The organism is Desulfoluna spongiiphila (assembly GCF_900101345.1).
In the GTDB taxonomy this organism is placed as follows: Bacteria; Desulfobacterota; Desulfobacteria; order Desulfobacterales; family Desulfolunaceae; genus Desulfoluna; species Desulfoluna spongiiphila.
In genome coordinates this window covers 202,967-226,244 of record NZ_FMUX01000004.1, presented here as the reverse complement: position 1 = coordinate 226,244, position 23,278 = coordinate 202,967, and the positions used below count along the sequence as shown (strand labels likewise).

Here is a 23,278-nt window from a genome sequence, read left to right as displayed (position 1 = left end):
AGGCTCCCCATGCTGTCGCCTCAGGGCGTGTCATACCGGCTGACCGGATGAAACGCTTTACGTATGTTAAGACAAGGATGGCGCTGTTATGTTTCAGCTGGAGGAAAGCCGGTTGCGAATATCACGAGAGCAAGCGGGAACGATCCTATAACCCGGAAATTTTAACGGGTCGAGCGTCCCCATATTAAAACTGGTGAATTGCCGTTTGTCTTTTTGGGATGCTTAAATTTTTAATAGTAACCAGCCGTAATGGCGCCGTATTGTCCTGATTGTTTTCTCATGAAATGTCCGGGATAGAGTGGCCTTCTGCGGAAAATCTTACGGGCGACAAACAGGCAAGCCGGCCGGAGTGAGTGTTATCCGTTTTTTAACGGCCCCGGAGGATGAGAGACAGGGGATTCCGAATCACCAGCACAACAGGACGAAATTCAGGGTTCGAGGATGTAAGGCAAATGCCCGGGCGTGTAGATAAAGGCCACATTTTTATCTGGTATTGAAAGGCATTCGGAACAGACTCAGGTTTGGTTCTGTTTTTTTGCTACGGTCCAAATGTCTTTGAGGATGGTCAGGTATGTGCCCTGACCCGGCTATCCGGTTGGGGCACTGGCAAAAATAAAATATACACGTATTGGCGTATGAAATAACTCTCCATGAGCCTTACCGTTCGGTGAACTCCCGGTATCGCTCAAGGGGCCAACACTTCATGGTCTATCATTATTTTCCGGCCGATCCCTTGGCTATTTCGCCCCAATGGTAATGCCACCCGGGTTGTCTACTTCACGGATCGAAAAATCTTCGATGGTTAGCGATTGTACTTCACACTTAAGGACAACTGAAATATTATTGCTTGGTTTGTGAGAAAAATTAATACTCGTATATTTCCAATAGCCTTCATCCTCAAGTTTAACCCTATATGTTTTAGATACAGTGCCTCTATCTAATATCTCTACTATTAAACCATAATTATCTTTCGGATATGCCGTGCACCCCCCTAATATTTTTGCATCTCCTTCCCACATAAAGGAAAAATTAAGGCAATGGACTGCTGAACTATTTAAATTGTAATTTTCAACGACTGGCCCGTCAATACAACCACTTGTATTGTTGGCTACTGATCGCCCACTCCAAGCGCTGAAATTATCACTGATTTGAACGTATTCTTTTTCGAATACAGAGTCACTCTGCTGTGGAGGTATGTTTCTTGAATGAGTTCTACTTGTTGCTCGGGGATGAATGTGTTTTCTCGATTGTCCGGATTGTTTGGCGCCATGTCATCTGACGAACCCCCGCAACCCCCAATTAATAAAACAATAAAGAATAAAAAGGTGAGGTGTTTTGGATGCACTTTTATCCCTCCAGTCCTGCGATGTGGTTGATGTACACAAACGTAAGGGGGGGGGCTGTGATTCAATACCTGACGATCGGTTTCACCGAGCGAAAAATGTGGAGCAAAAAAACGTTTGGCTTCTTGGGATTCCTCCGCAAGCCGCTGTGAACGACCGTCTTGGGTGTGATTTATTGCGGCGGTCAGTAAGTCCTTTATAGGAAAGTCTAAGCGGGTATCCTTGTGGCTAAACAACGGTTTACCATAAGCAATGGTCGATGACAAGGTCCGCGCCGTGAGGTTTCGTCTGGTGGTAATGGAACGGAGTCATGAGCGTGAGGGGGCTTTCCATGGAAGATCAATGGGTGATGGGTGAATCGCCTACAAGGCCTGATGCCGCAGCCGAGCCTTTGAAGCCTCATAATGCGTGATTGGGTTCTGAGCGGTTCTATTTTCGCAGTCTGAGCAGCATCCGCAAAAGGTCAGTATGCCGTGGGGGGTGGGGTATGGATTTGAAAACACCGGCTATCCGACAAGCTGCTATTTCCCGATTTCTTTTTTATACTCAAAAAGCCTGAACGGATTGTTGGGGATTGGCTGGGATTCACCAACCTTTATAAATCCGTTTTTTTCATAAAAGTGATGGTTTCGAAACGATTTATAGGGGGTTGATAATACCCAAACGGCTGCGTCGCTATACTGCTTCTCGATTAGCTCTATGGTCGTTGAGCCAATTTGTCTGTTTTGGTATTTTTCAGTGATGAAAAAGTACTTTATTTCGATGCGGTCATTATCCGATGGGATGACGCAGATTCCACCTGCAGTCTCACCATTAAATTGAATTTTATAATAATGGCCTTTTTCGATTTCTGATTGATGCCAACCTATCGATCCAATACCCGGAGGATAAGAGCCGTACTCTTCATAATCACCCGTAAACGCCTCGATACTGGTGGAATTGAGAATCTCTGCATCGTCAATGTTTGCCAGCTCAAGTGTAGTCGTCACTTTTTATTCCCTGTTATTGATTCGTGCGATTATGCGGCGCATAGCATATGCTTCGGCCCACGGGAGTGCCGTGTTGACCCGGATGGCGTTGGGGCTGGGGAGAAACCCACGGCTACTCAACCTTGTTTGCTTTTTTTATAGCATATATTTCAGTAAGGGAAAAATCACATTGAGAAAGAATGCTTGAGATAAATTCCGTTTTTGCTTCGCAATAGGTATCTACATCATGGGGGTATTTTTCAGCAAGTTCATGTTTGAGACGTGCATACTTTTTGGCAATGCCAGGATGACTTCTAAGATGCTCCCTGAAGACCAGGTGGTTTTTTACAGCTAAAGCATGGGGGTCACATACATATAGGTTGTGGGGATGTATCGGGTTGCTGATTTCAAACATTTCACGTCCCTCAAGGCCTAAATTGCCTCTATGGCAATAACCGATTCCTTCAAGTGTTTTTTTTGCAGGCTCAAAACCATCGAAATCCTCTAAGATAATATCTATGTCTATTATTGGCTTGGAGTCCAAGCCTTCAACAGAAGTGCTTCCGACATGCTCAATGCGACATGAGACGTCCCGAAGGGCATCCGATAGGTTACATGACAAGTTTTTGAACCAGATTTTCCATTCCGAAGAATACGTGACAACATTGACGTTCATTTCTTAAGACTCCGATCATTAAGCTGTTTGAGGGATGTGGTTGAAACTTATTACAGCGTGCCCAGCAACCTTGTCTTCCGCGGCATCAGAACGTTGGCGTGAATTATCCGGGGCGGGTGTAATCCAATCGCGTGATTTCATTCTTACTCTATTGAAATAGATCATGGCAAGGAGAGGATATGAAGGGCTTGGCTCTCGTTTCGTGCCAAGGGGATCGACCAATTGGAACGGCCGTTGCCTTATTCACAAACGGGCTCGTGGGATAACCGGGGGTACAATCGGGTTAAAACTATCTCTGTTGCGCTATCAGGCGAGTTGTTGTAAGTTTAGCTTGTGTAGATAATCTGGTTGTCATTTATTTCAGGTACTTACCTCTACTCTTTGGTACCACTTGGTACGTTACAGGTGACTATGTCGTTTTCTGAAAATGGGATGAAATGCCCGGTATGCGGATATCTGAACGACCCGGAAGATGCGGAGTGCATAGCCTGCGGATCGGACATGGCCCTTTCTGCGGAGTCCATAGCTATTGAGCAACGGCGGAGCGAGGAGGCGATGGAACGCTATCACCTTCAGCAGAAAGAGTTGCGCCGGGAATTGGGGATCGACGAACCGGAGGAGGAGCCCCTTGTCATGGCAGGGGGCGGTGAGGTACCCGAGCCGTCGGAGCCGTCGGAGGCCTCTGCCGTGTCCCTGGAGATGGAGAGTATCCCCTCGGACTTTCATTCCGATGCGTTTTTGTGTCCGCAGTGCGGTTTTCGAAACGATACGGAGGCCCTTGAGTGTGGTCGCTGCGGCGTTATTTTCAGCAAGCTCAAGCGGGCAGGGGGAAATGGCAACGGGGCGGTGGCGGGCCCTTCTTCACCTGCAGGCCGCGGGGTGCTGCTGGATGACCTCGGGGAGAGTGCCCTGGACACGGGTACGGGCTATACCCCGTATGTGCCCGAGACGAAACTCGAATCCTGGTCCGGTGCCAAAGCCACGGGACAGCGGGTGAAGGAAGCCTGGGAGGATGTGGATCTTTCGGGCAGGGGTGAGACAGCCCTTAAAGGGCTGCAGGGGGTGGGGGCTCGGATGAAATCGGTGCCGCCGAAATGGTATGGCCTTGCCCTTGGCATCGTTTTGTTGCTGGTGGCTCTGCCGTTTGCATGGAAGGGTGGCCTTTTCCTTAAAACAGAGTGGGAGCAGCGGTCACGGCTCAAGCTTGAGGCAACCCTCGTTGATGAGTTTACTCGCAATCATGCTGCCATTGGTGCTGAGATCCGTTCCCTTGCAGACGGGAAAAAATTCAAAGAGGCCCGGGCCGCCCTGGACCGGTTTGATATCGAGCCCCTTCAGGCAAAGACAGAGCCCCTGGAGCGGTACCTGGAGGAAAAAGAGACCTACGCCAGGGTACTGGCGGTTCCAGCCTGGAAATTTGAGACCAATTACACCTTATTTACAAGGCTCGTGGCCTTGGACCCTTCCAGCTCCTTTTACAAATCAAAACAGGATTTTTACAAGAAACGTTTTGCCGGTCAATGCTATGACAAGGCCTTGAGGCTTTATCAGGGCCGCAAGAACGACGCGGCCCAGAGCGCAAAGGCGGTTGCCCTTATTGATAAGGCCGTGGGATTTTATCCCCAGGACCGGACCTTCAAAGAACTTCGGTCCAAGCTGATCCATGCGGATCTCCTGTACTACAAGGGCAATGGCAGTCTTCAGATGGCGCTTCGTGATGAGGGGCGGGGAAAGGCCATTCATGCGAAACAACGGAAAATAACCATTTGGCTACGCAATACAAGCGATGCGACGCTGTACATCAACCCCGATTTTTTTACCCTTGAAACACGAAACGGGAAGAGCCTGAAGTACAATAACGTGATGGAGACAGGGTTCCAGGGCAAGCTTACTCCAGGCGCAAAAACAGCTGGAGTCCTCTATTTCCGTACCCTTGCCATGCCCAGGGCGCTCACCTTTGAGCACCTTGTGGCCGGGACCATACAAAGGGAGTTTCCTTGACCAGTCGGCTGTGATATGCCTGTGTCCGACATGGGCCGCTGCGGCCAATGCATCGCAACGACCGAATGCCGTGTGCGGCATTGTTTTTTACGATTATCAGCATGGTTTGGACTGGTTTAATGAACAAGCGTTTCGTGAAAAAGATAAAAAACGATATTATCTATTATAGCATTGTGGTTCTCATTTCTCTGCTTCGGGCTCTCAACCGTCGCGCCTCTATCCTGCTGATGCGTGGGATCGGCCGTCTCGCCTGGCACCTTGCCCTCTATGAACGAAAGAAGAGCCTCAAGCACCTGACGGGTGCTTTCGGGAAGGAGTTGTCCAAAAAGGAGATCATTCAACTGTCCAAGGGTGTCTTCGATAACATCGCTGTGTGCGTTGCCGATGCCGTGCGATTGCCCAACCTGGTAAGCCAAGGCCTGGACCGCATTGTGACGGTAGAAAATTTTGAGTACCTTACCGATGCGGTGGCCGAAGGCAACGGTGTCCTTCTTCAGACCGGCCACTTCAGCAACTGGGAGCTCATGGGAACCTGGCTGGTGCAAAAGGGGATTCCCCTGCGCGTCATCGCTAAGCGTTCCTATGATCCGCGACTCGATGCCATCATTGTGGGGTACCGTAATAAGGCCGGCTATTCAAATACCGCTCGCGGAAATGCCTTGAAGACCATGGTGGACGGGTTGAAAAACGGCTGTGTTTACGGTATGCTTTTTGATCTGGATACCAAGGTGAAAGGGGTGTTTGTGGACTTTTTCGGCAAGCCTGCCCACACCGCTGTGATCCCCGCCATGATGGCGGTTCAGCATGATATACCCATTGTTCCCGTCTTTATCCGTCTCAATGATGATTACACCTATACCATTGAATGCCAGCCCCCTCTTTCCCTTCAACGAACCGATGAGCCTTACGCCGATGCGCAGGTGAATACCCAGCGATGTTCCGATGTGTATGAGTCCATGATCCGCCGGTATCCCAGGCAGTGGATCTGGATGCACTCCCGATGGAAGAAGCAGCCTACCAGGACGGCTGCGTGAGGCGTGCTGATCGTTTCCCGTTAACCCCACTCCCTTTGGTCATCGCGCACGCGTGATGTCCGGTTGGTTGCCCGCAGCCACGGCATACCAGACACGTCATGTCACATGGCCCGTTCCGCAGGGCGGAAACCTTGAAAACAAAGGGCGTGATATATCTTGGTTCTGTGATCCCACTCACAACCCCTGAGCGCATCTCTGTGATAGATATATGGGTACGTGTCAAGGTTGTCTGGCCTGTGTGTCGGGCCAGCCGACAGCGCGAAAGGCCATTGAAAACAGAGGCGGGTTCATGTATTTATTGGGGATAAACCATAGCGAAAAAATCATGGCGCCTGCCATCTTCCATACACGGAGAATTTAAGATTATGGCTTCATCTACTATGCGTAACGGGTGTCTCATCATCTTGGCGTTGCTGCTTGCGATGCCTCTATCAGCCGACGAGTTTGAAGATTTTGCCAAAAGTGAAATGGGAAGCTTTACGCAATTTCGCGATGAGCGGGACGCGGAATTCGTCAGTTTTCTCAAGGCTCAGTGGGCCGAGTTCGACGCATCCCGCGGGGTCGTCAGGGACAGTGTTCCCAAGCCCTCTGCCATGCCCGTTGCCAAGCCTCCGGAGCCCGTGCCTGCAGAAGAGGAGGGCGTTGAAACGCCCCCTGAGCCTGCCACGCCGGTGGGCGAGATTGTTCTTCCTGCGTTGCCGCCGTCTTTGCCCCCGGAGCCCGAGGTTGTCCCGGACGGGGAGGGCGTTTCGCCGGAGCCGATTGAGCCTCCGGTTGCCGTTGAACCCGCGCCCCTGCCCGAGGTTCCCCCTGTGCCGGAAGAGCCGTCGCCCTTTGACGATCCCTCCGGAATGGAGACCGAGATGGTCCCTGTGGGGCTCTCCATCGCTTTTTTCGGAGCCAATCACTTGTTCCACGGCGAGTTCTCCTTTCCCCATACGCCGCTTGCAAAGCCTTTGAAACCGGCTATTGCCTCTTATTGGGAGGCCATGAGCCAGTCGTCAAAATTTGAGGCCTTTTTGTCGCAGGCCAGGGAAAAGTCAGAGAGTCTCGGCCTCAATGACTGGGGCTATCACAACTTTCTTTTTACCTGCGGCATGGCGGTCCATGACGGCGACCGGAACCTGGCCAACCTGTTTACCTGGTTTATGTCGGTGAAGAGCGGCTATGACGCCAGGGTGGGCTACTCCGATAATCGGGTCTACCTGCTGCTTCCGTCCCGCAACACCCTCTACAGCGTGTCGTACCTCACCCTGCAGGGAACCCGGTACTACGCCATGACCTTTGACGGCAGCAGGGAAAAGCTGGGCCGGCTCTACACGTACAAGGGGAAGTACCCGCAGTCTGAGCGGCTGATGGACTACAGGATTCTCAAGGTGCCCGCCCTCGGCCCCGAGATCACTGAAAAAGAACTGAGCTTTGAATACGGTGGGGTGCCCCAGGCCCTTAAGGTTTCCTACAACAAGAGCCTGGTGGACTACTACCGATACTACCCCCAGACCAACATCAAGATCTATTTTGATGCCCTGGCCTCGGATGAACTGAACTACTCCATGGTCAAGGAGCTGAAGGACAGGCTTGAGGGCAAAAGCGAGAAAGAAGCCGTGGATTACCTCCTGGGCTTTTCGCAAAAAGCGTTTGCCTATAAAACCGATGACGACCAGCTCGGCCGTGAGAAGTACATGCTGCCGGAAGAGACCCTCTGGTATCCGTATTCGGATTGTGAGGACCGCTCCTTTCTTTTTGCCTACCTCGTGCGGCGGGTCCTGAAACTGGACGTGGTGGGCCTCAACTACCCCGGTCATGTGGCAACCGCGGTTCGCTTCAGCGACAACGTGGCCGGTGATTATGTGGTGATGAACAACAGGAAATATATAGTTTGTGACCCGACGTATATCAACGCATCTGCCGGTATGGCGATGCCCAAGTACAAACGGCGGAGTCCCAATGTAGTAAAAATCCGGAACTGGCAGTAACCGACCCGTGTGTTACAGCTTGGGCCATAGTGAAGGATGCCGTAACAGGGTGGTGGTCTCGAAACCAAATATACCGGGCCCCTTCCATCAATTACACAAAGGAGAATGAGACGATGAAACGAGTATGGACAGCGGTACTGCTGGTGGTGTGTTGTGCATTTGTAATGACCGGTTGCCAGAGCAGCCCCGAGGTTGCTCCCAGTGACCTTCCTTCCTGGGTCCTGATGCCCCCTGAAGGTGGTATCAGTGCTGTGGGTTCTGCCAAGGTGGGCCCTGCGGGGATGAGCTTTGCCAAGCTTGAAGCCACCTCCAACGCCCGTGACGAAATTGCCCGCACCATCAACGTCAAGGTGAAGAACATGATCAAAAACTTCACCGAGACCACCGGCGTCGGCGACGACACCACCGTGGACAAGGTGTTCACCAACGTGTCCAAGCAGGTAGCCAAGGTGGATCTGACCGGAAGCCAGATCAAAAATGTTCACCTTGACAAGGCCAACGAAGAGATCTACGTGCTCGTGGCTCTTCAGCCCGAAGCGGTGGCAGGTGTTGCCGATGCCATGAAGCAGGCGGCCGTGACCAGCTACAAGAACGACAAGGCTCTCTGGCAGAAATTCCAGGCCAAAAAAGGCCAGGAAGAGCTGGACAAAGAGATCGAAAAAGAGTTCGGCGGCATGTAACCCTTTTCGGGTACAGCTGACTGAGACAGTATAAGGGCAAGGGGGGAGGCTGTGTGCGGCCACCCCCTTGCTTTAAAGAGAAGAGGGGGAGGGCTCGGCCGGTGCCCGGTGTGGGGTGAGTGCCAGTGGGTGTCATGGTGCCGGGTTTCTCGTGTTTTTTTTGCCGTGTGTGTGATGCTTGTTCACGGACGCGGTGTTCTGTTTCGTGATGTCGGGTTTTTCCGGGCGGTTGGTGACTGTGCGGGAAATATGGGTGGAAGCGCATCACATGGGAGGAAGCGGTGTGAGAATTGTTTATGTGGGTATCATGGCCTGTTTGGTGGCCATTGGGGGGTGCAGCCCTGTGGCGGCGCCTGTAAAACAGCCTCCTGCCTGGGTTATGAACCCTTCCAATGGTGGGAAGGTCGCGGGGGTGGGCAGTTGCCGGCCCCACATCAACGGGTTCAGCGCCCAGCGGAAAGTGGCCATTCGGCGAGGACTCGATGAAATTGCCATGCAGAAAGGGATGACCATCAGCAACGTGGCGCTGGTGGGGACGTCCGGCACACGGGCCGGAACGACAACCAGCATGGAGAGCTGGAGTTTCCAGACTGTCGACAACCAGAAGGTGACGGCCGTTGTCAAGGCATCCTGGAGGGACCCCGTAACCGAGGAGCTGTTCGTATGGGTGATTTCAAACTGAATGCATGGCATGCCGGTGCCCTGAAAGGGGTGGCCATGGTCCTTTGCCTTGCCGGTTTTCTGGCGTGGGCGCAGCCGGTGCGGGCCGACGAGTTTTCAGACATGCAGAATGAATTTAACTCGTTTAAAAACGATGAGGCGGAATTCGAAAGCTACAAAGCCCGGGTTGCGCGGGAGTATGCGGCCTACAAAACCATCATCGATGAGGAGTTTGCCCGGTATCGCGGCGAGATCCTCAAGGTGTGGGGCAAGCCCGAGGTCACGACGAAAAAGACTTACGTGGGTTACTCGTCCGATTACAAAGTCAAGAAGGTCGTGGACTATGAGAAGGGCGTCATCAGGATAAGCGCGGTGGTTCCCGCATCGGAAAAAGAGCCGGTCAAGGTCCTTGAGGGGCATTTGAAGGACCTGATGAACCAAAGCGCCAAAGGGGCATACAAGGCCGATCAGTTTACCACGGGGGTGGAGAAGAAGCTGAAAAAGAAGGTGACCCCCTCGCATCTGCAGGGGGCCGAGGTGGGGAACAAGCCCATCGTGGCCGATATGGTGACGGGAAAACTGCGTCCCACCACCAAAGAGATTGATGCTTCCGTGGCTGGGATGATGGGGTCGGCGACCATGGGAAAGAAGAAAGCCCCCAGGCAGGCCAACGCGGAGATGGTGACCCTTGAGGTGAAGATTCCCACCACCGGGCGCGCCGTCAAGGCCAGGGCGTATCTGCCGGATGTGAAAAGGCAGGCGGCCAAGCGCGGGGTGGACCCGGCCCTTGTGTTTGCGGTCATGGAAACGGAAAGTGCGTTCAATCCCATGGCGCGTTCGTATGTCCCGGCCTACGGGCTCATGCAGATCGTGCCCAAAAGTGCAGGTCGGGACGCCTCCAAGGTGGTGCTTGGAAAAGACGTGGTGCTGTCGCCTTCGTACCTCTACAACAGCGGAAACAACATTGCCATGGGGGTGGCGTATCTCTACATTTTAAACGATCGCTACCTGGCGTCCGTTAAAAACCCGGAAAGCCGTCTGTACTGCGTTATTGCCGCGTACAACACCGGGGCGGGCAATGTGGCGCGGGCCTTCATCGGGACCACGAACATAAACAAGGCGGCAAAGAAGATCAACAGCATGCCGCCTGAGAAGGTGTATAAGGTGCTCATCCGAAAATTGCCCCACAAAGAAACCCGCGACTATCTGCAGCGGGTTTCTAAGCGAATTCCATCGTATCAGGCCGTGTGACGGGTATCAGCCGATGCCGTACTCCAGGGGGCGCGAGGCCTGCTCGTCACCGCTGGACTCGGATGGCGGGGTGGAGAGGTTGAAGAAACCTGATTTTCCAGAGATGGTCCAGCCTGTGGTGTCCCAGAGGTTGGCCCTCTCCATTTCGGAGCCGTGGTAGTAGACATCCCCAAGGGGGGTGGTCAGGGTTTGGCCGCGTTTGCCTGAAACGGGGGTGCCGTTGTGGAAGAGGTCACCGTGGATGCCCTGGCTTCGGGTCCCTTTGTTGGTGACGTAGACCACGAGCTTCCATCCGTCTTTTTCGTATATGCGTTCGGGCATCTGTTCACATGCCCGGGTGGTATCCATCTGTGACATTTGCGTGTTGTGACCCATGTCGCGTGAGGTATGGCTGGGTCCAGATTTCATGGAAGATCCACCGCAGGAAGCGATGAAAATCGTCAAGGCTGTTACGATCCCGATCGATACTTTTTCAGGGCTCATGCAATCATACTCCTTCAAAAAAAAACGTGGCACGCCGGGGGGATGTTGCCGGGGCGGGAAACAACGATATAAAAGTCATGGCCGCTGTTGCCAACCTCAAGGCGCCCCGTTACCGGGTGTCTTTGTCAAACGATACCATACGTATCATAAATAACATCCTGAATCCACCTTAAAAATTTGTTTTGCCCCTTTGCGGGGGCTGCGGGGTTGGGGAAAATACCGCGCACGTTCGGATATTTATAAAGAAATAAGTTGACATCCTGCCGCGAATGACCGATGCTCCGGGCCGTACCTGACTCCTTTTGGAGATCCTTATATCAAGGCGACCTCACACCTGAACGTTCCCGCCGTTTTATAAAGCCCTTCTCAAGATGGATCCAACATGGTGTTGCGTGACCTTGGGCCAGGTTTTCCTTTAGATAAAGGGGCAACCATGGCAGAGGATGCATGGGACGCTGCGGTCAGCGATATGCTGGCGCGTGTTGCCGGCGCGTGCTCGCCGGAGGAGACAGGGGCCCGTCTTGCCGCCAGGGCGTGCGAGATGGGCGAGTACATGGTAAAAAAGGTGGAAACAAGCCAGGGGATGGAAGGCACGTCAGACTGTGAGAAAGGCTGCGGCTGGTGTTGCCATGCCCAGGTTCCCGTGTCCAAACCCGAAGCCGAGTGGCTGCGAGGCTGGATCAACGAGAACTTCAGCCGTGCCCATCGAGACGACACGCTGGCCCGCATTGCCCGTAATCGGGATCTCACGGAGGGTCGTTCCCTTGAAGAGCGCGTCGCCGTCTGGGATCAGACACCTTGTATTTTTCTGCATGAGAGCGTCTGCCGGGTGTATCCGGTACGCCCCCTGGTGTGCCGAGCGTGGCATGCCCTGAACAGGGAGCAGTGCCGAAGGGCCTTTTTGGCCCGGGAGACCGGCGCAGAGATCGACAACACCCCTTTCCGGAACTATATCCTCGGGGTGGTTCGAGATGAACTCGCACGTATCATGCCCTGGCCCGGAGGTGGCGTTTTGCCCCTTCCTGAAGCCATGGCATGTTTAATATAGGTTCCGTTGCTACGGAGCCTGCCTCATTTGTGTTCGGGCGACTCACCTGGCTGAACAAGAGCCTGCGTGTCGCCCTTTTTGTTCTTTTCGTTTTCGGGTAATGACCCGGAAACTCACCATGGCCTTTACCAAAGGCCTTTTGAAAAAATGTTCGCGACACGTCCTGGGTTTGATGTCTCTTGTGCCTTGAGGTGCACTGCGGTGCCGGCACGAGAAAGGGAAGATATCAGTGGATTCGGTGACGGTTTGCGACAACCACCACCACGCCCGTGCGTGATGAAAGAGAGTAAGCGAATATTATGTCCGTTTGTTTTGAAGAGTTTGGATTACGTCAAGAACTGGTTGAAGCCGTCGCCGCCCTCGGGTTCACCGAGCCTACCCCCATTCAGGAAAAAGCCCTTGCCACCCTTCGGGAGAGCACGGGCGACCTCGTGGCCCTTGCCCAGACCGGAACCGGTAAAACGGCAGCCTTCGGTCTTCCCCTGATCAACCGCATTCAGACGGATCGGCGACATATCCAGGCCGTAGTCCTTTGCCCCACCCGTGAGCTGTGCATTCAGATTTCCCGTGATTTCCTTGCCTATGGGGCGAAAATCCCCTCGTTGCAGATTGCCTCCATTTACGGAGGCTCTTCCATGGCCCTTCAGATTCGTCAGGTCAAGCGTGGTTCCCAGATTGTGGTGGCCACCCCCGGTCGTCTCCTGGACCTTATGGGACGCGGTGTCGTGGACCTTTCCGGCGTGACCAATGTGGTCCTGGATGAGGCCGATGAAATGCTCAACATGGGTTTTAAAGAGGCCATCGACGACATCCTCAAGGAGACCCCGGACTCTTCTTCCACCTGGCTTTTTTCCGCCACCATGCCCAAGGGCGTTGCGGCCATTGCCCGCGGGTTCATGACCGACCCGGTGGAAGTGACCGTGGGTAAGAAGAACAGCACCTCGGCGCGTATTGACCACGAAAACTACGTGGTTCGCCCCGGCTCCCAGCTTGTGGCCCTGAAGCGCATCATCGATGCCTATCCGGATATTTACGGGGTGGTGTTCTGCCGTACCCGCCATGAAACGCGTCAGGTGGCTGAGTCCCTTCTCGAGGCGGGCTACGATGCCGATGCCCTCCACGGGGATCTCTCCCAGCAGCAGCGTGATGTGGTCATGCAGCGATTCAGGAACCGTCGTCTGAAGCTTCTTGTGGCAACGGATGTTGCCGCGCGTGGTATTGATGTGGAAGGGATCTCCCATGTGATCCACTTCGGTCTCCCCGATGAGGTGGCTGCCTATACCCACCGCAGCGGTCGGACGGCCCGTGCCGGGCGATCCGGAAAATCCCTTGTTATCATGAACTGGCGAGATCACCGCAAGCTGGGTCTTGTGGCCGCAAAATGCGGGATCCGCTTTACCGCGTGCAAGGTGCCCGAAGGGGACGTGATCTGCAAGCTGAAACTGGCCGATATGGTGGAGAAGCTCAAGGCCGTTGAAGTGGATTACGACGCCGTGGGCGAGTACCTTCCTTCGGTTTACGAATCCCTTGAGGGGCTCTCAAAAGAGGAGCTCATCAACCAGATCGTTGCCGAGCGCTTCAACAGCGTGGCCGCTTCGTACAAAGGTGCGGAAGACGTCAACGACCGGGGGGCCCAGCCCCGCCGATCACGGCCCGACAAGGGGAACCGCTCCCATGGGGACTCACGCTCTTCCGGCATGCAGCGCATCACCTTTAACAAGGGCGCCAACAACCGCATCAACCAGGGGGCTGTCATTCGCCTGGTGTGCGACCGGGCCGGGATCTCATCCCGCCAGATCGGGCGCATTGATATCGGCAAGGATGCATCCTATTTTGAGGTGGAGGGCGGTCTCGCCCGCCACGTCTTTCATGCCATGAAAGGGGCGACCCTGGACGGTCAGCGCCTGTTCGTTGAACTGCAGGGCGGGGGAGACTCCCCCTGGCGCGGAGGACGGCGGGTAAACCGCGGCGGTCGCCGACCCCAGGGACGACGGGCTTCCTGAAAAGTGTCCTGACCCGTAGCACAATCTCGTATTAAACAAAAACGGCCGACGTCCCATGACGTCGGCCGTTTTTGTTTTTGTCGTGTGTCTGCTTATTTCTCCGGCGGCCCTGCCGGGTCTAACTGTTTGAAAAATTAACAGAACAGGTTGAAGAAAAGCATCCGCAACCTGCTTTCAAGGTGGCACACTTTGCCGCCGGAGGCCGTTTTTCACGGCTTAGAAAAAGAACCCTCCGGTTCCCAGGCCTGCCGGAATGGTGATGACGGTGGTGACAGCCGTGGGCACGGCCAGGATATCCTGCTGGACGGTGTGCAATTCCCTGTGGATGCGGGTGTTTTGCTGTGCCGTGTGATGCATGTCCCGGATCTCTTTGATCAGCTCGGACGGGACCATGTTATTAATGGCCGCAAACGCTTGAATGCCCATGTTTCTGTTTTCCTCTTCACGTCGTTGCTCTTCCGTCGAATCATTCCCTTCAAGGGTCCTGATACCGCTTTGGGCGGTCATTTCCATCATCTCCCGGTCCGTCATGCCTTTGAGTTCTGCAAACGCATACGGGGTTGTAAAGGTCAGGAGACTGGTGGCGATAAGGCTTTGTGCTATTTTTTTTTGCGTGGATTTCATTTTTTATCTCCATGGGCGGGTCGATCCGGCGGTTCCCCAGATTTCAGGGGATCCGCCGGATTAAACCCGTACCGGTAGTGTTCCGGGCCGTTGGGGATGCCGGCGGTCGGTGTGCGGCATGGGGCCCGTTGGAACCCGGCTGGCGGGATGGTTAAAGGGCGGATTAAGGGCGACAGGGGAGCTTACGGACCCACCACAAGCTGGGCCGCATCGATGAAGAACTGGGGGAGGCGCCCCGGTGTGCCCTCATCCAGGAGTTGGTGGATGGTCTGGCCCGATAATTTGCCGTTTTGGATGTTGGCGAACTGGGTGAGGCGTTCGTGGCTGGATTCCACCGGGTACTCGGTGGTGTTGTTGCGTCTCAGGATCTCCCGTTTGACCTCGGTGTTACGCTCGGCAATTTCGAGGAGGGCATGGCCGTCTTCAATGCCGCTTTGCCCTGAGATGGTGTCCATGTCCCCCTCGGAGAGGGCAAGGGGCTCGGCAAAGGCGCTGCCGGCTGTAAGAAGCAAGCCGAAGGCAATGAGGGCCAGGGTGGTTGGTCGAGGTGTTTTCATGGGGCTTCTCCCGTGCCTTGGTCAGGCTGTTGCGTGGTTGGTATGTCAGGCCGTGCATGCACATGGAGACGAGGGGAGAGAGCGCCGTTGGCGTGGGGACATCCCGTGGTGGGGATGGTTGACCTGAGGTGTTGCCTACAGGTAATTCACGTTTCGTTCCAAGTGGGAGAAGAGGTGCCTTTTTTTTGAAGGCGAGATGAAAAAAGAGGGGGGCATCAAGGGGAATACGTCGAGTGGCGGGGATCTTGGTAACGCGGTGGTCGCATCAAGGTTGTGCCGGGGCAGGACAGTTGAAAGGCTGTATCAATTTGCTTTTGTTCACTATACCACATCGACGGGTCTTTATCCCGTATGATGAATGGGCAGCCTGTTCACTATCTGGGACACAAGGGGGGGGGGCGCCCCATGGTTCAGATCATATATGACTGGTGGAAATAGATGTAACTATTCAGGTTGTGCCTCCGGCGGCCCTGCCGGGGGCTGGACATTTGCCTGATATGATAAAGTAGGGTTTAACAAACAGGCCTTAATGGTTCTTTTTGAATGACGTTTGGGCTTTGTCGTTCGGCCGTGACAGTCAAAAAAACCGAGAAAACCCGACCGAAACGGAGCGCCGCACTCCGGTGCGGCTTTTTAGTCCGTCGCCACCCGTGCCGCACAGGAGTGCGGCGCTCCAGGGGACAAGGGTGTTCGGGGGGAAATGTAAATGGGCCGATGACCCACACGATGATTGAGGCCGACGTTTGTTTGAAAGGCGGATGTGATTTGACCCGAGGAACGAGGGGCAAAGCGCATTCGCAACCTGCTTTCAAGGTGGCACATCTTGCCGCCGGAGGCTTTTTTGAGCTGAATAGTTACGTTTTTATTTTTTTTTGCGGCCTTAAGAAAACAGATGGAGGGTGATCTCCGACGGGGAGCCGAGGCGAAAGGGAGGGCCCCAGAATCCTGTGCCGCGATTGATGTAGAGGCGGTGGCCCTCCTCTTCGTACAGCCCGGCTACCCATGGCTGAACCATATGAATGACCCAGGTGTAGGGCAGGTATTGCCCGCCGTGGGTATGGCCGCTGAGGGTGAGCTGGCAGTTTTCTTCCTTGGCTTCGGTAAAGGAGAGGGGCTGGTGGGCAAGGAGAATCCGGTACGCATCTTGGGGGGCGCCTGAAAGGGCCTGCTTCGGGCTGGATGCGTGGGTGGGGACCAGCCGGCCCGCGTGATAATCCGTGACACCTGCCATCACCAGGGGAGCGCCATTGTAGTGGAGGGTGCGGTGGCTGTTGAGGAGCACCGTAAATCCGAGACGGGAGATTTCATTCAGCCAGGGGTGCACCCCGGAGTAGTACTCATGGTTGCCGGTGATGAAATATTTCCCCATGGGGGCGTGAAGGTCGGCCAGGGGGGCGACGTCGTCCTTGAGCATGGAGACCGATCCGTCGGCAAGGTCTCCGGTAAAGACGATGATGTCCGGTGAGAGTTCTGAAATCTGGCTGACGACCCGTTCCACCATGCTGCGACGGATGGTGTGGCTGATGTGAAGGTCGCTGATCTGGACGATGCGAAGGCCTTGAAGGCCTGTGTGCCCGGCCGGGTGGGTGACGGTTACGATCTCCGGCGCCCTGAGCCCGCCTTTCAGAGCAAGCCCGGCCAGGGTGGCCGTCCCCCCTGCGATGGCGAGGTTGACGCCGTTGATGAGAAAACCGCGACGTGCGGGGACAAAGGGCAGGGCCATGGCGGCATGGCCCTTGGAGGATCCCAGGGAGAAAAGGGACACAAGACCGCTTGCCAGGTCCCGGGCCATCACCCCGCAGATGAGGATGGAGTAGGTTCCCATGAGAAGGTAGCCCACCCATGCCATGGCATCGAAGAACGCTCCCTGTTGCCCAAGGGTCCGCAGGTAAAAAAGCAGGGGGGAGAAGAAGAGGGCGTAAAGAAGGCTGGCCCAGAGGGCGAGGCGAAGGACAAACGGCAGGGGCAGCTGGTTGAAGAAACGGAATCCGCCGAACCAGATGAACACCGAGATGGAGACGACAAGAAAGAGGATAAAGAGGCTCATGTTTCGCAACTTTTCAGAAAGGTTCATGGTGCCCGTCGTTGTTGTGATGGGAAGGTGACGCAGCCTTTCCCCGGATTGCAGAGAGATATTGATTGTAGATCAACGGAGGCTTTTCGCACAACCTCAAAGTGCTTTCGGTGATGAGGCGGGCCATCGGCGAACACAGTAAGTCGGCATACGTCCGGTTTTCCGGAGGCGGTTGCGCATGTACCGCGGGAATCAAACAAAAAAAGCGAACCCTTACCATGGGTTCGCTTTTTTGATTTTATGCCGCCGCGAGGGTCTCGTGGGGGGGGGGCTTTTAGAGAATCTGATTGAGGAAGGTCTGGGTTCGCTCGCTTTTCGGGTTCGAGAAAAACTCTTCCGGGGTGCCCTCTTCAATGACGCATCCGGCGTCCATGAAGATGACCCGGTCCGCCACTTCCCTTGCAAAGCCCATTTCGTGGGTCACCACCACCATGGTCATCCCTTCCTTGGCCAGTCCCTTCATGACGTCCAGGACCTCACCGACCATCTCGGGGTCCAGGGCACTGGTGGGTTCGTCGAAAAGGATCACTTTCGGATCCATGGCCAGGGAGCGCGCGATGGCCACGCGTTGCTGCTGTCCCCCCGAGAGCTGATTGGGGTAGACGTTGAATTTTTCTTCGATGCCCACTTTTTTAAGCAGCATCATCCCCTTTTCCTCGGCTTCGGTTTTGGACCGTTTCCTGACGCTCATCTGCGCCATGGTGAGGTTGTCCAGCACGGTTTTGTGGGGAAAGAGGTTGAAGGACTGGAACACCATTCCCGCTTCGGCCCGAATGGCGTTGATGTTGGCCTTGGGGTCGAGGACATCGTCACCGTCAATGGTGATGGTGCCGCTGTCAGCGTACTCCAGACGGTTCAGGCAGCGGAGGAAGGTGCTCTTCCCGGAGCCTGAAGGGCCGATGATGACCACCACCTCACCGGGGGCCACATCGAGGGAGGCGTCCTTTAAGGCGTGAATTTTATGGGGTGCGTAAAAAAATTTGTTAACCTGTTGTGCACGTATCATGATTACACCGCTCTTGTTTCAAGCTTCTGGACAAGCAGGGAGAAACCGAAGGTGAGGACCAGGTAGAGGGCCGCACAGACGATCCAGAGTTCAAAGGGTTGCAAAGATGAGGTGACCACCTCACGGGTGACTTTGGTCAGCTCACGGACGGAGATAACCCCCAGCAGGGAGGAGTCTTTGATAAGACTGATGAACTGCCCGGCCAGGGCCGGCAGGATCCGGTTGATGGCCTGGGGCATGATCACTTTTCGCATGGCCTCAAAGTAGCTCATGCCGAGGGACCGGGCCGCCTCCATCTGGCCGACCTGCACCGACTGGATGCCCGCGCGGACGATCTCAGCGGTATAGGCACCGGTAAAGATGGCCAGCGAGAGGATCCCGAACCAGAGGGTGGGGATCTTGGAAATGCCTAAATCCATGAGGATCCGGTTGATCAGGGTGCCGATGACAAAGTACCAGATCATCAGCTGCACCAGCAAGGGGGATCCTCTGACCAGCTCGATGTAGGTGATGGCGGACCATTTGAGAGCCGGGTTGTCGGAGATGCGCATCAGGCCGGTGACGATGCCGATGATCAAGGCCAGGATGATGGCATAAAAGCTTGCCTTAAGGGTGATCCAGAGGCCGTAAAGGAGAAGGCCTGTCTGCCACTTTTTTTGTGAGCCCAGGGGGTCGCCGGCGTAAATATAATCCCCTTCCGCCGCCAGGAGGCTCTCCGTGGGGAGGGTGTAGGTCTCGGTCTCCCCTTCGCCCCGCACCGTGACATGGGTGGCTGTTCCTTGGGTCTCGATGCGGTCGACGAGGCCGTCGATTTCGCTTAAGGTCTCAACCTCTTCCTGATACACAAAATAATCCGGCACCTGGTACCAGCGCCACACGTAGTCCACGGACTTGGTGGCCACGTACAGGCCGGCCATGCCGAGGATGAGGGCGACGAAAAAGATGCCTGTCCAGATGGTTTTGTACGCCTTGGTGCGCGGCGCATCCAGACCCGGGTAAAGTGACATGTCCTGCTCCTTTGTCCGCTGCCGGCATGTGGTCGGTCTGCCTGAAGGCCGCGGGAGGGATCGCATCCGAACAGCCTTGCATGGGGATCTGTTCGGATCTGAGAAGGTGAATCGTGTGGTACACATAACGGCCATGCAACAAATCACCCCGGAAGCGGAAAGCTGCCGGGGTGAAGATATGCGGAAAAACCGTCGGGGACCGGTTACATATTTTTAAACCACTTGGTGCTCGAGATCCACTTGTGGTGGAGACGATCGTAGGTGCCGTCGGCCTTGATCTGGCGGACAAAGTTGTTCAAGAAGTTGAGGAAATCCGGATCGCCTTTGCGGATGCCCATTCCCAGGGGCTCGTAGGTGAAGGGCTCGTCCAGGAGGATCGCTTTGCCTTCCCCGTGCTGGGCCATGAAGACCACGCCAAAGGGGAGGTCGTAGACAAAGGCGTCGGCCTGGCCGTTGACCACGTCCATGGCGCCGTCTGCCTCTTTGTCAAAGGACTTGTACTTGGCCTTGGGGATCATGCGCTTGGTGGCCATCTCCCCGGTGGTGCCGATGCGTGAGGCCACGGTGTACTTGGGATCGTTCAGGTCCTTGTAGGAGTGGACGGTGTCCTTCAGGCGCTTGTTCAGGATAATGGCCTGGCCCACCACGATGTAGGGCTCGGGGAAGTTGATCTGCGTGTTGCGGCTCTGGGTGATGGTCATGCCGCTTAAGATGATGTCGAACTTGTCGGTGAGCAGGGCAGGAATGATACCGTCAAAGTCGGTGTTGACAATGGTGAGTTTGACACCCAGGGACTTGGCCAGGAGTTTGGCGATGTCGATGTCGAATCCTACGATGTTGCCCTTTTTGTCGGTCATTTCAAAGGGCTGGTAGCCGGGGTCAAGGCCGATGCGGAGTTCTTTGCGTTCCAGGATCTTGTTCAGGGTGGACTTCTTGGCCAGTTCAATGTCGTCTGCGAATCCCTGGGCGGCAAACGCCAGCAGGCACAGGGTCGCAATCAGCATCTTTTTCAGCTTCATCAGTGAATAATCCTCCAGTTCGTTCTCTCCGTTAACACTTCATCCGTACGGGGCGGCGTTGGCAAAGGCACGGCCTTGGGTCAATATTTGCCTTCCGTAAGGACCTCTTTGATGATCATTTTTTTCCGACAGACGGGGCAGTCCGGCATTTTTTCATCGGGAAGGTAGATGATCTGGCTGCGCTTGCACTGCGGGCAGTGCACCTCCACGGCTTCCCTTTTGTATCTGTTTTTGATGACGTCCATGGGACCTCCTCGCCTAAAAGACAGGTGACGTTAAAATCGGAGGGAGAGGCAGGTGAGCCCCCCGTCCATTTTTCTGGTTTCGCTGGTATCGATCTCCACGATGGGGAGCTCCAGCGCCTCAAGTTTTGCCCGTGTTTTGGGGTATCCCTTGGGCATGATCAGTGTGTCGTTGATAAGGAGCGTGTTGCCTGCATACTCCTCTTCGGGGTCGAGGACAAGAAGGGTGTATCCCTCAAGCTCACTGCGGTCCTGAAATGTTTCGGTGACGAGCAGGGTGTTTTTCCCCACGTAGTTGACGCTGGACTTGAAGTGAAGCCCTGCAGCCACGGGAACGGCGGACCAGGTGTATCCGTGCCGGGTTACGATGGCACCCAGCTGGGCGGCACCTTCATCGTTGGTTCGGTCGGAGACACCGATGAAGAAGTGGCGACCCACCATGAGGATGTCGCCGCCGTCCACGGTTCCGGGGGCCGTGATCTTTTCGATGGGGCGGTGAGCGGTCAGGGCCTTTTCGATGGTCACCTCTTCGCCTTTTCGCGCATCCGCGCCGGGGTTGGTGATGACGGCGGCTTCGGGGAAGACCACTGCGGTGTCCTCCACAAAATGCGCATCCGGGTAGGCCTCCTCTGCTTCGAGCACCTCCACCGTAAGGCCGAGGGATTTCAGGGTCTCGGTGTAGGTGGTGTGCTGAGCGAGCATTGTATCATAATCCGGGGCACCCAGGGACTGTGTGGTAATGCCTTTGGCGAAATTCCTACAGGGTATTCTGACGATAGCTTTCTGAAACATAGCGAAACCACCAACTCCTTACAACAAAAACGGTAACCGATCCCTTCCACAGCAGAAAAACGGCAGCCATGTATAGCCATGGTGCCGTCGGCAGGCAACAAACGGGTCAACAACGCCGGGACCGTCATGCTGGCAACCCGTGAGTGCGAACGTATCTTAAAAAATAGATGACGTTTCGTTTTTAGTCGTGGAATGGAGTCATGTCAACCCTATTTCATGACGGCACCGGAAATTAGGCGGGGGCAGTGCCGGGAAAAGGGGCTCTTCTGCTTGAAAAAACCGGAGATACAAGGGGTTGGCGGGCGGGATTCGGGGAGCCACGGGTCCGGAATGGGTGCCCTTTTGAAACGAGGCGCTGAATCTCCTTTCTTTTGTTCTTCAGGTGGGTTAGAAAGCAGTGTTTGCCTGTTTTGATGTATTGCTGAAAATGATGCAGATCGCACCATGCGTCCGGTCGCAACCCGGCGCGAAGTCCTCCACACATGTCTGACTCCGGTCAGCCCCTTGTGTTGCCCGGGGCGGCCTTTTATCCCTTTTTCGTTGGAAACGAACCATGCCCGTTGAAACCTTTCTCCATGCCCTGACATCGTATTTTGTCATCATCGACCCCCTGGGGGCCGCCATCATCTTTTATGCCCTCACCGACGGCAAGGGCCGCAGCTATCGCCGTAGCATGGCGGTGAAATCCATTGCGGTCTCCACCTGCATCATCCTGGCCTTCGGATTTTTCGGGGAGGTCCTTTTGACCCGACTCGGTATCAGTATCGAGTCCCTGCGCGTGGCAGGGGGGCTGCTTCTCTTCTATACCGCCTTTCACATGATCACAGGCGCCGAATCCCAGCAGGAAGGCGGGGCGGTCCAGGGGCTGACCGATATCAGCGTTTATCCCATGTCCATTCCCCTTTTGTCCGGCCCGGGCTGCCTGACCCTGACCATCCTGCTCTTTTCCGGAGCCGCCGGGACCCCCGAAGTGGTCTCGGTGATGGCGGCCGTCCTTATCATCAATACCATCACCCTCATCTCCTTTCTCTTTGCAGGCACCGTCATGCGGTGCATCGGCGGCACCGGCGATGACATCATCAAGCGCCTTTTCGGCGTGATCCTGGCCGCCCTGGCCATTCAGTTTATCGCCGACGGCATCCGGCAATTGGCCGGAATGCAATAACATAGAGGCTCAATTATTCAACGCATACGAATCCCAAAAGAATGCCGCTGTGATTTGACCCGAGGAACGAGGGTTAAAGCGCTGCGGCAACCCGCTTTCAAGGTGGCTCACCTCGCCGCCTGAGGCATTGCTTTTGTTTTTTCCTGAGCCCTTTTGATCTGTGATTCATCCGACTTTAACCATCGAAGGCATCATTTATCTTCTGACTTTCGTCAGGTGGTTTCGGAAAATGTCGTGAGGTGTGTTTTGAGGGTGTTTTTTTCGGCGTGGAGAAGGGGCCGCCAGGTGATGGTGTAGATGGTCTCTTCGCCGTCGTGGTAGGCGGGGGTGAAGTGGGCCGCGTGGAAGGCCTCTTTGAGGAAGGGATCGCACTCGATCCAGAGGGTGCGCTTGATGGACAGGTTGAACTCACAGAAAATATGACGCCCCAGGCTTTCGGCACAGATGCGCCGGCGGGGGCCATCGGAGATGTCTTCGGCCAGCACCACGTGGCGCTTCAAGGGCATTACCGACGTGGTCCCGGGGGCCAGGTCGATGATCCGCAGTCGGCACGTGATGAGCCAGGGGGTGTGCCGGATATCTCCCGCAGCACACTCTTTGCACCCTCCTTCAGGGCCTTTCCATTGGTAGATGTCATCGTAGATGACCAACACAGGCTCTCCTTTGCCG

Annotated in this window: 22 protein-coding genes; 9 read left to right on the top strand and 13 right to left on the bottom strand. The window is 55.1% G+C overall.

All coding sequences use genetic code 11. The annotated features are described in order from the left end of the window. Positions 1-1,108 precede the first annotated feature (1,108 nt). The 3 genes from BLQ12_RS26930 to BLQ12_RS07740 all read right to left on the bottom strand — a co-directional run bounded on the left by BLQ12_RS26930 (position 1,109) and on the right by BLQ12_RS07740 (position 2,987). Positions 1,109-1,609, bottom strand: a complete 501-nt coding sequence (locus BLQ12_RS26930; protein WP_139163899.1) for a hypothetical protein — start codon at positions 1,607-1,609, stop codon at positions 1,109-1,111. A gap of 255 nt (positions 1,610-1,864) precedes the next feature. Next, the gene (locus tag BLQ12_RS07745) at positions 1,865-2,332 is read right to left on the bottom strand and encodes a GNAT family N-acetyltransferase (protein WP_092209935.1); all 468 of its coding nucleotides are present in this window, start codon (positions 2,330-2,332) and stop codon (positions 1,865-1,867) included. Positions 2,333-2,444: 112 nt separating this feature from the next. Beyond that, positions 2,445-2,987: a GrpB family protein gene (locus BLQ12_RS07740; protein WP_092209933.1), complete on the bottom strand. Its 543-nt coding sequence runs from the start codon at positions 2,985-2,987 to the stop codon at positions 2,445-2,447. A gap of 432 nt (positions 2,988-3,419) precedes the next feature. Here BLQ12_RS07740 and BLQ12_RS07735 point away from each other — a divergent pair, with 432 nt between their 5' ends. The 6 genes from BLQ12_RS07735 to BLQ12_RS07710 all read left to right on the top strand — a co-directional run bounded on the left by BLQ12_RS07735 (position 3,420) and on the right by BLQ12_RS07710 (position 10,589). After that, a complete protein-coding gene (locus BLQ12_RS07735; protein ID WP_175469576.1) occupies positions 3,420-4,988 on the top strand; it encodes a zinc finger protein in 1,569 nt (522 codons plus the stop codon). Between the two features lie 119 nt (positions 4,989-5,107). Further along, positions 5,108-6,022: a lysophospholipid acyltransferase family protein gene (locus BLQ12_RS07730; protein ID WP_175469575.1), complete on the top strand. Its 915-nt coding sequence runs from the start codon at positions 5,108-5,110 to the stop codon at positions 6,020-6,022. Positions 6,023-6,387: 365 nt separating this feature from the next. Beyond that, a complete protein-coding gene (locus BLQ12_RS07725; protein WP_139163897.1) occupies positions 6,388-7,998 on the top strand; it encodes a hypothetical protein in 1,611 nt (536 codons plus the stop codon). 113 nt (positions 7,999-8,111) lie between these two features. Next, positions 8,112-8,678, top strand: a complete 567-nt coding sequence (locus BLQ12_RS07720; RefSeq protein ID WP_092209927.1) for an LPP20 family lipoprotein — start codon at positions 8,112-8,114, stop codon at positions 8,676-8,678. A 283-nt stretch (positions 8,679-8,961) separates the two neighbouring features. Next, the gene (locus BLQ12_RS07715; protein ID WP_139163896.1) at positions 8,962-9,360 is read left to right on the top strand and encodes a hypothetical protein; all 399 of its coding nucleotides are present in this window, start codon (positions 8,962-8,964) and stop codon (positions 9,358-9,360) included. Then, positions 9,342-10,589 (top strand): murein transglycosylase domain-containing protein, encoded by a 1,248-nt coding sequence (locus BLQ12_RS07710; protein WP_092209923.1) that lies wholly within the window; start codon positions 9,342-9,344, stop codon positions 10,587-10,589. Before BLQ12_RS07715 ends, BLQ12_RS07710 begins: the two co-directional genes overlap by 19 nt. A gap of 6 nt (positions 10,590-10,595) precedes the next feature. Here the strand turns inward: BLQ12_RS07710 and BLQ12_RS07705 are convergent, their stop codons facing one another. Next, positions 10,596-10,910 (bottom strand): hypothetical protein, encoded by a 315-nt coding sequence (locus BLQ12_RS07705; protein WP_139163895.1) that lies wholly within the window; start codon positions 10,908-10,910, stop codon positions 10,596-10,598. A gap of 595 nt (positions 10,911-11,505) precedes the next feature. Here BLQ12_RS07705 and BLQ12_RS07700 point away from each other — a divergent pair. Next, positions 11,506-12,120, top strand: coding sequence for a YkgJ family cysteine cluster protein (locus tag BLQ12_RS07700; protein ID WP_175469574.1), 615 nt, complete (start codon positions 11,506-11,508; stop codon positions 12,118-12,120). 299 nt (positions 12,121-12,419) lie between these two features. Continuing rightward, positions 12,420-14,123 (top strand): DEAD/DEAH box helicase, encoded by a 1,704-nt coding sequence (locus BLQ12_RS07695; protein WP_092209917.1) that lies wholly within the window; start codon positions 12,420-12,422, stop codon positions 14,121-14,123. A gap of 216 nt (positions 14,124-14,339) precedes the next feature. On the opposite strand, the gene BLQ12_RS07690 is transcribed toward BLQ12_RS07695, so the two are convergent. The 8 genes from BLQ12_RS07690 to BLQ12_RS07655 form a co-directional block, all read right to left on the bottom strand. Next, positions 14,340-14,747 carry a hypothetical protein gene (locus BLQ12_RS07690; RefSeq protein ID WP_092209915.1) on the bottom strand — a complete coding sequence of 136 codons (408 nt, stop codon included), beginning with the start codon at positions 14,745-14,747 and terminating at the stop codon, positions 14,340-14,342. Positions 14,748-14,929: 182 nt separating this feature from the next. Continuing rightward, positions 14,930-15,304: a hypothetical protein gene (locus BLQ12_RS07685; RefSeq protein ID WP_092209913.1), complete on the bottom strand. Its 375-nt coding sequence runs from the start codon at positions 15,302-15,304 to the stop codon at positions 14,930-14,932. 880 nt (positions 15,305-16,184) lie between these two features. Continuing rightward, the gene (locus tag BLQ12_RS07680; protein ID WP_092209911.1) at positions 16,185-17,378 is read right to left on the bottom strand and encodes a metallophosphoesterase; all 1,194 of its coding nucleotides are present in this window, start codon (positions 17,376-17,378) and stop codon (positions 16,185-16,187) included. A gap of 274 nt (positions 17,379-17,652) precedes the next feature. Beyond that, positions 17,653-18,384 (bottom strand): amino acid ABC transporter ATP-binding protein, encoded by a 732-nt coding sequence (locus tag BLQ12_RS07675; RefSeq protein WP_092209909.1) that lies wholly within the window; start codon positions 18,382-18,384, stop codon positions 17,653-17,655. Positions 18,385-18,386: 2 nt separating this feature from the next. Further along, positions 18,387-19,391 (bottom strand): amino acid ABC transporter permease, encoded by a 1,005-nt coding sequence (locus BLQ12_RS07670; protein ID WP_092209907.1) that lies wholly within the window; start codon positions 19,389-19,391, stop codon positions 18,387-18,389. A 203-nt stretch (positions 19,392-19,594) separates the two neighbouring features. Continuing rightward, positions 19,595-20,410, bottom strand: coding sequence for a transporter substrate-binding domain-containing protein (locus tag BLQ12_RS07665; protein WP_092209905.1), 816 nt, complete (start codon positions 20,408-20,410; stop codon positions 19,595-19,597). A gap of 80 nt (positions 20,411-20,490) precedes the next feature. Continuing rightward, on the bottom strand, positions 20,491-20,655 hold the full coding sequence (locus BLQ12_RS27350; RefSeq protein WP_092209903.1) for a hypothetical protein: 165 nt from the start codon (positions 20,653-20,655) through the stop codon (positions 20,491-20,493). A gap of 30 nt (positions 20,656-20,685) precedes the next feature. Continuing rightward, complete coding sequence (locus tag BLQ12_RS07655; RefSeq protein WP_217640257.1) at positions 20,686-21,354, bottom strand: dimethylarginine dimethylaminohydrolase family protein; 669 nt, start codon at positions 21,352-21,354, stop codon at positions 20,686-20,688. A 643-nt stretch (positions 21,355-21,997) separates the two neighbouring features. Here BLQ12_RS07655 and BLQ12_RS07650 point away from each other — a divergent pair. Continuing rightward, the gene (locus BLQ12_RS07650) at positions 21,998-22,609 is read left to right on the top strand and encodes a MarC family protein (protein WP_092209899.1); all 612 of its coding nucleotides are present in this window, start codon (positions 21,998-22,000) and stop codon (positions 22,607-22,609) included. Positions 22,610-22,821: 212 nt separating this feature from the next. Here BLQ12_RS07650 and BLQ12_RS07645 read toward each other — a convergent pair whose 3' ends face one another. Beyond that, positions 22,822-23,259: a hypothetical protein gene (locus BLQ12_RS07645; RefSeq protein ID WP_139163894.1), complete on the bottom strand. Its 438-nt coding sequence runs from the start codon at positions 23,257-23,259 to the stop codon at positions 22,822-22,824. Positions 23,260-23,278 lie beyond the last annotated feature (19 nt).

Coding starts and splice junctions, on each gene's coding strand:
- BLQ12_RS07740 (WP_092209933.1), bottom strand. CDS start 2,987: ATGAACGTCAATGTTGTCACGTATTCTTCGGAATGGAAAATCTGGTTC.
- BLQ12_RS07735 (WP_175469576.1), top strand. CDS start 3,420: ATGAAATGCCCGGTATGCGGATATCTGAACGACCCGGAAGATGCGGAG.
- BLQ12_RS07730 (WP_175469575.1), top strand. CDS start 5,108: ATGAACAAGCGTTTCGTGAAAAAGATAAAAAACGATATTATCTATTAT.
- BLQ12_RS07725 (WP_139163897.1), top strand. CDS start 6,388: ATGGCTTCATCTACTATGCGTAACGGGTGTCTCATCATCTTGGCGTTG.
- BLQ12_RS07720 (WP_092209927.1), top strand. CDS start 8,112: ATGAAACGAGTATGGACAGCGGTACTGCTGGTGGTGTGTTGTGCATTT.
- BLQ12_RS07710 (WP_092209923.1), top strand. CDS start 9,342: ATGGGTGATTTCAAACTGAATGCATGGCATGCCGGTGCCCTGAAAGGG.
- BLQ12_RS07705 (WP_139163895.1), bottom strand. CDS start 10,910: ATGCCCGAACGCATATACGAAAAAGACGGATGGAAGCTCGTGGTCTAC.
- BLQ12_RS07700 (WP_175469574.1), top strand. CDS start 11,506: ATGGCAGAGGATGCATGGGACGCTGCGGTCAGCGATATGCTGGCGCGT.
- BLQ12_RS07695 (WP_092209917.1), top strand. CDS start 12,420: ATGTCCGTTTGTTTTGAAGAGTTTGGATTACGTCAAGAACTGGTTGAA.
- BLQ12_RS07690 (WP_092209915.1), bottom strand. CDS start 14,747: ATGAAATCCACGCAAAAAAAAATAGCACAAAGCCTTATCGCCACCAGT.
- BLQ12_RS07685 (WP_092209913.1), bottom strand. CDS start 15,304: ATGAAAACACCTCGACCAACCACCCTGGCCCTCATTGCCTTCGGCTTG.
- BLQ12_RS07680 (WP_092209911.1), bottom strand. CDS start 17,378: ATGAACCTTTCTGAAAAGTTGCGAAACATGAGCCTCTTTATCCTCTTT.
- BLQ12_RS07675 (WP_092209909.1), bottom strand. CDS start 18,384: ATGATACGTGCACAACAGGTTAACAAATTTTTTTACGCACCCCATAAA.
- BLQ12_RS07670 (WP_092209907.1), bottom strand. CDS start 19,391: ATGTCACTTTACCCGGGTCTGGATGCGCCGCGCACCAAGGCGTACAAA.
- BLQ12_RS07665 (WP_092209905.1), bottom strand. CDS start 20,410: ATGAAGCTGAAAAAGATGCTGATTGCGACCCTGTGCCTGCTGGCGTTT.
- BLQ12_RS27350 (WP_092209903.1), bottom strand. CDS start 20,655: ATGGACGTCATCAAAAACAGATACAAAAGGGAAGCCGTGGAGGTGCAC.
- BLQ12_RS07655 (WP_217640257.1), bottom strand. CDS start 21,354: ATGCTCGCTCAGCACACCACCTACACCGAGACCCTGAAATCCCTCGGC.
- BLQ12_RS07650 (WP_092209899.1), top strand. CDS start 21,998: ATGCCCGTTGAAACCTTTCTCCATGCCCTGACATCGTATTTTGTCATC.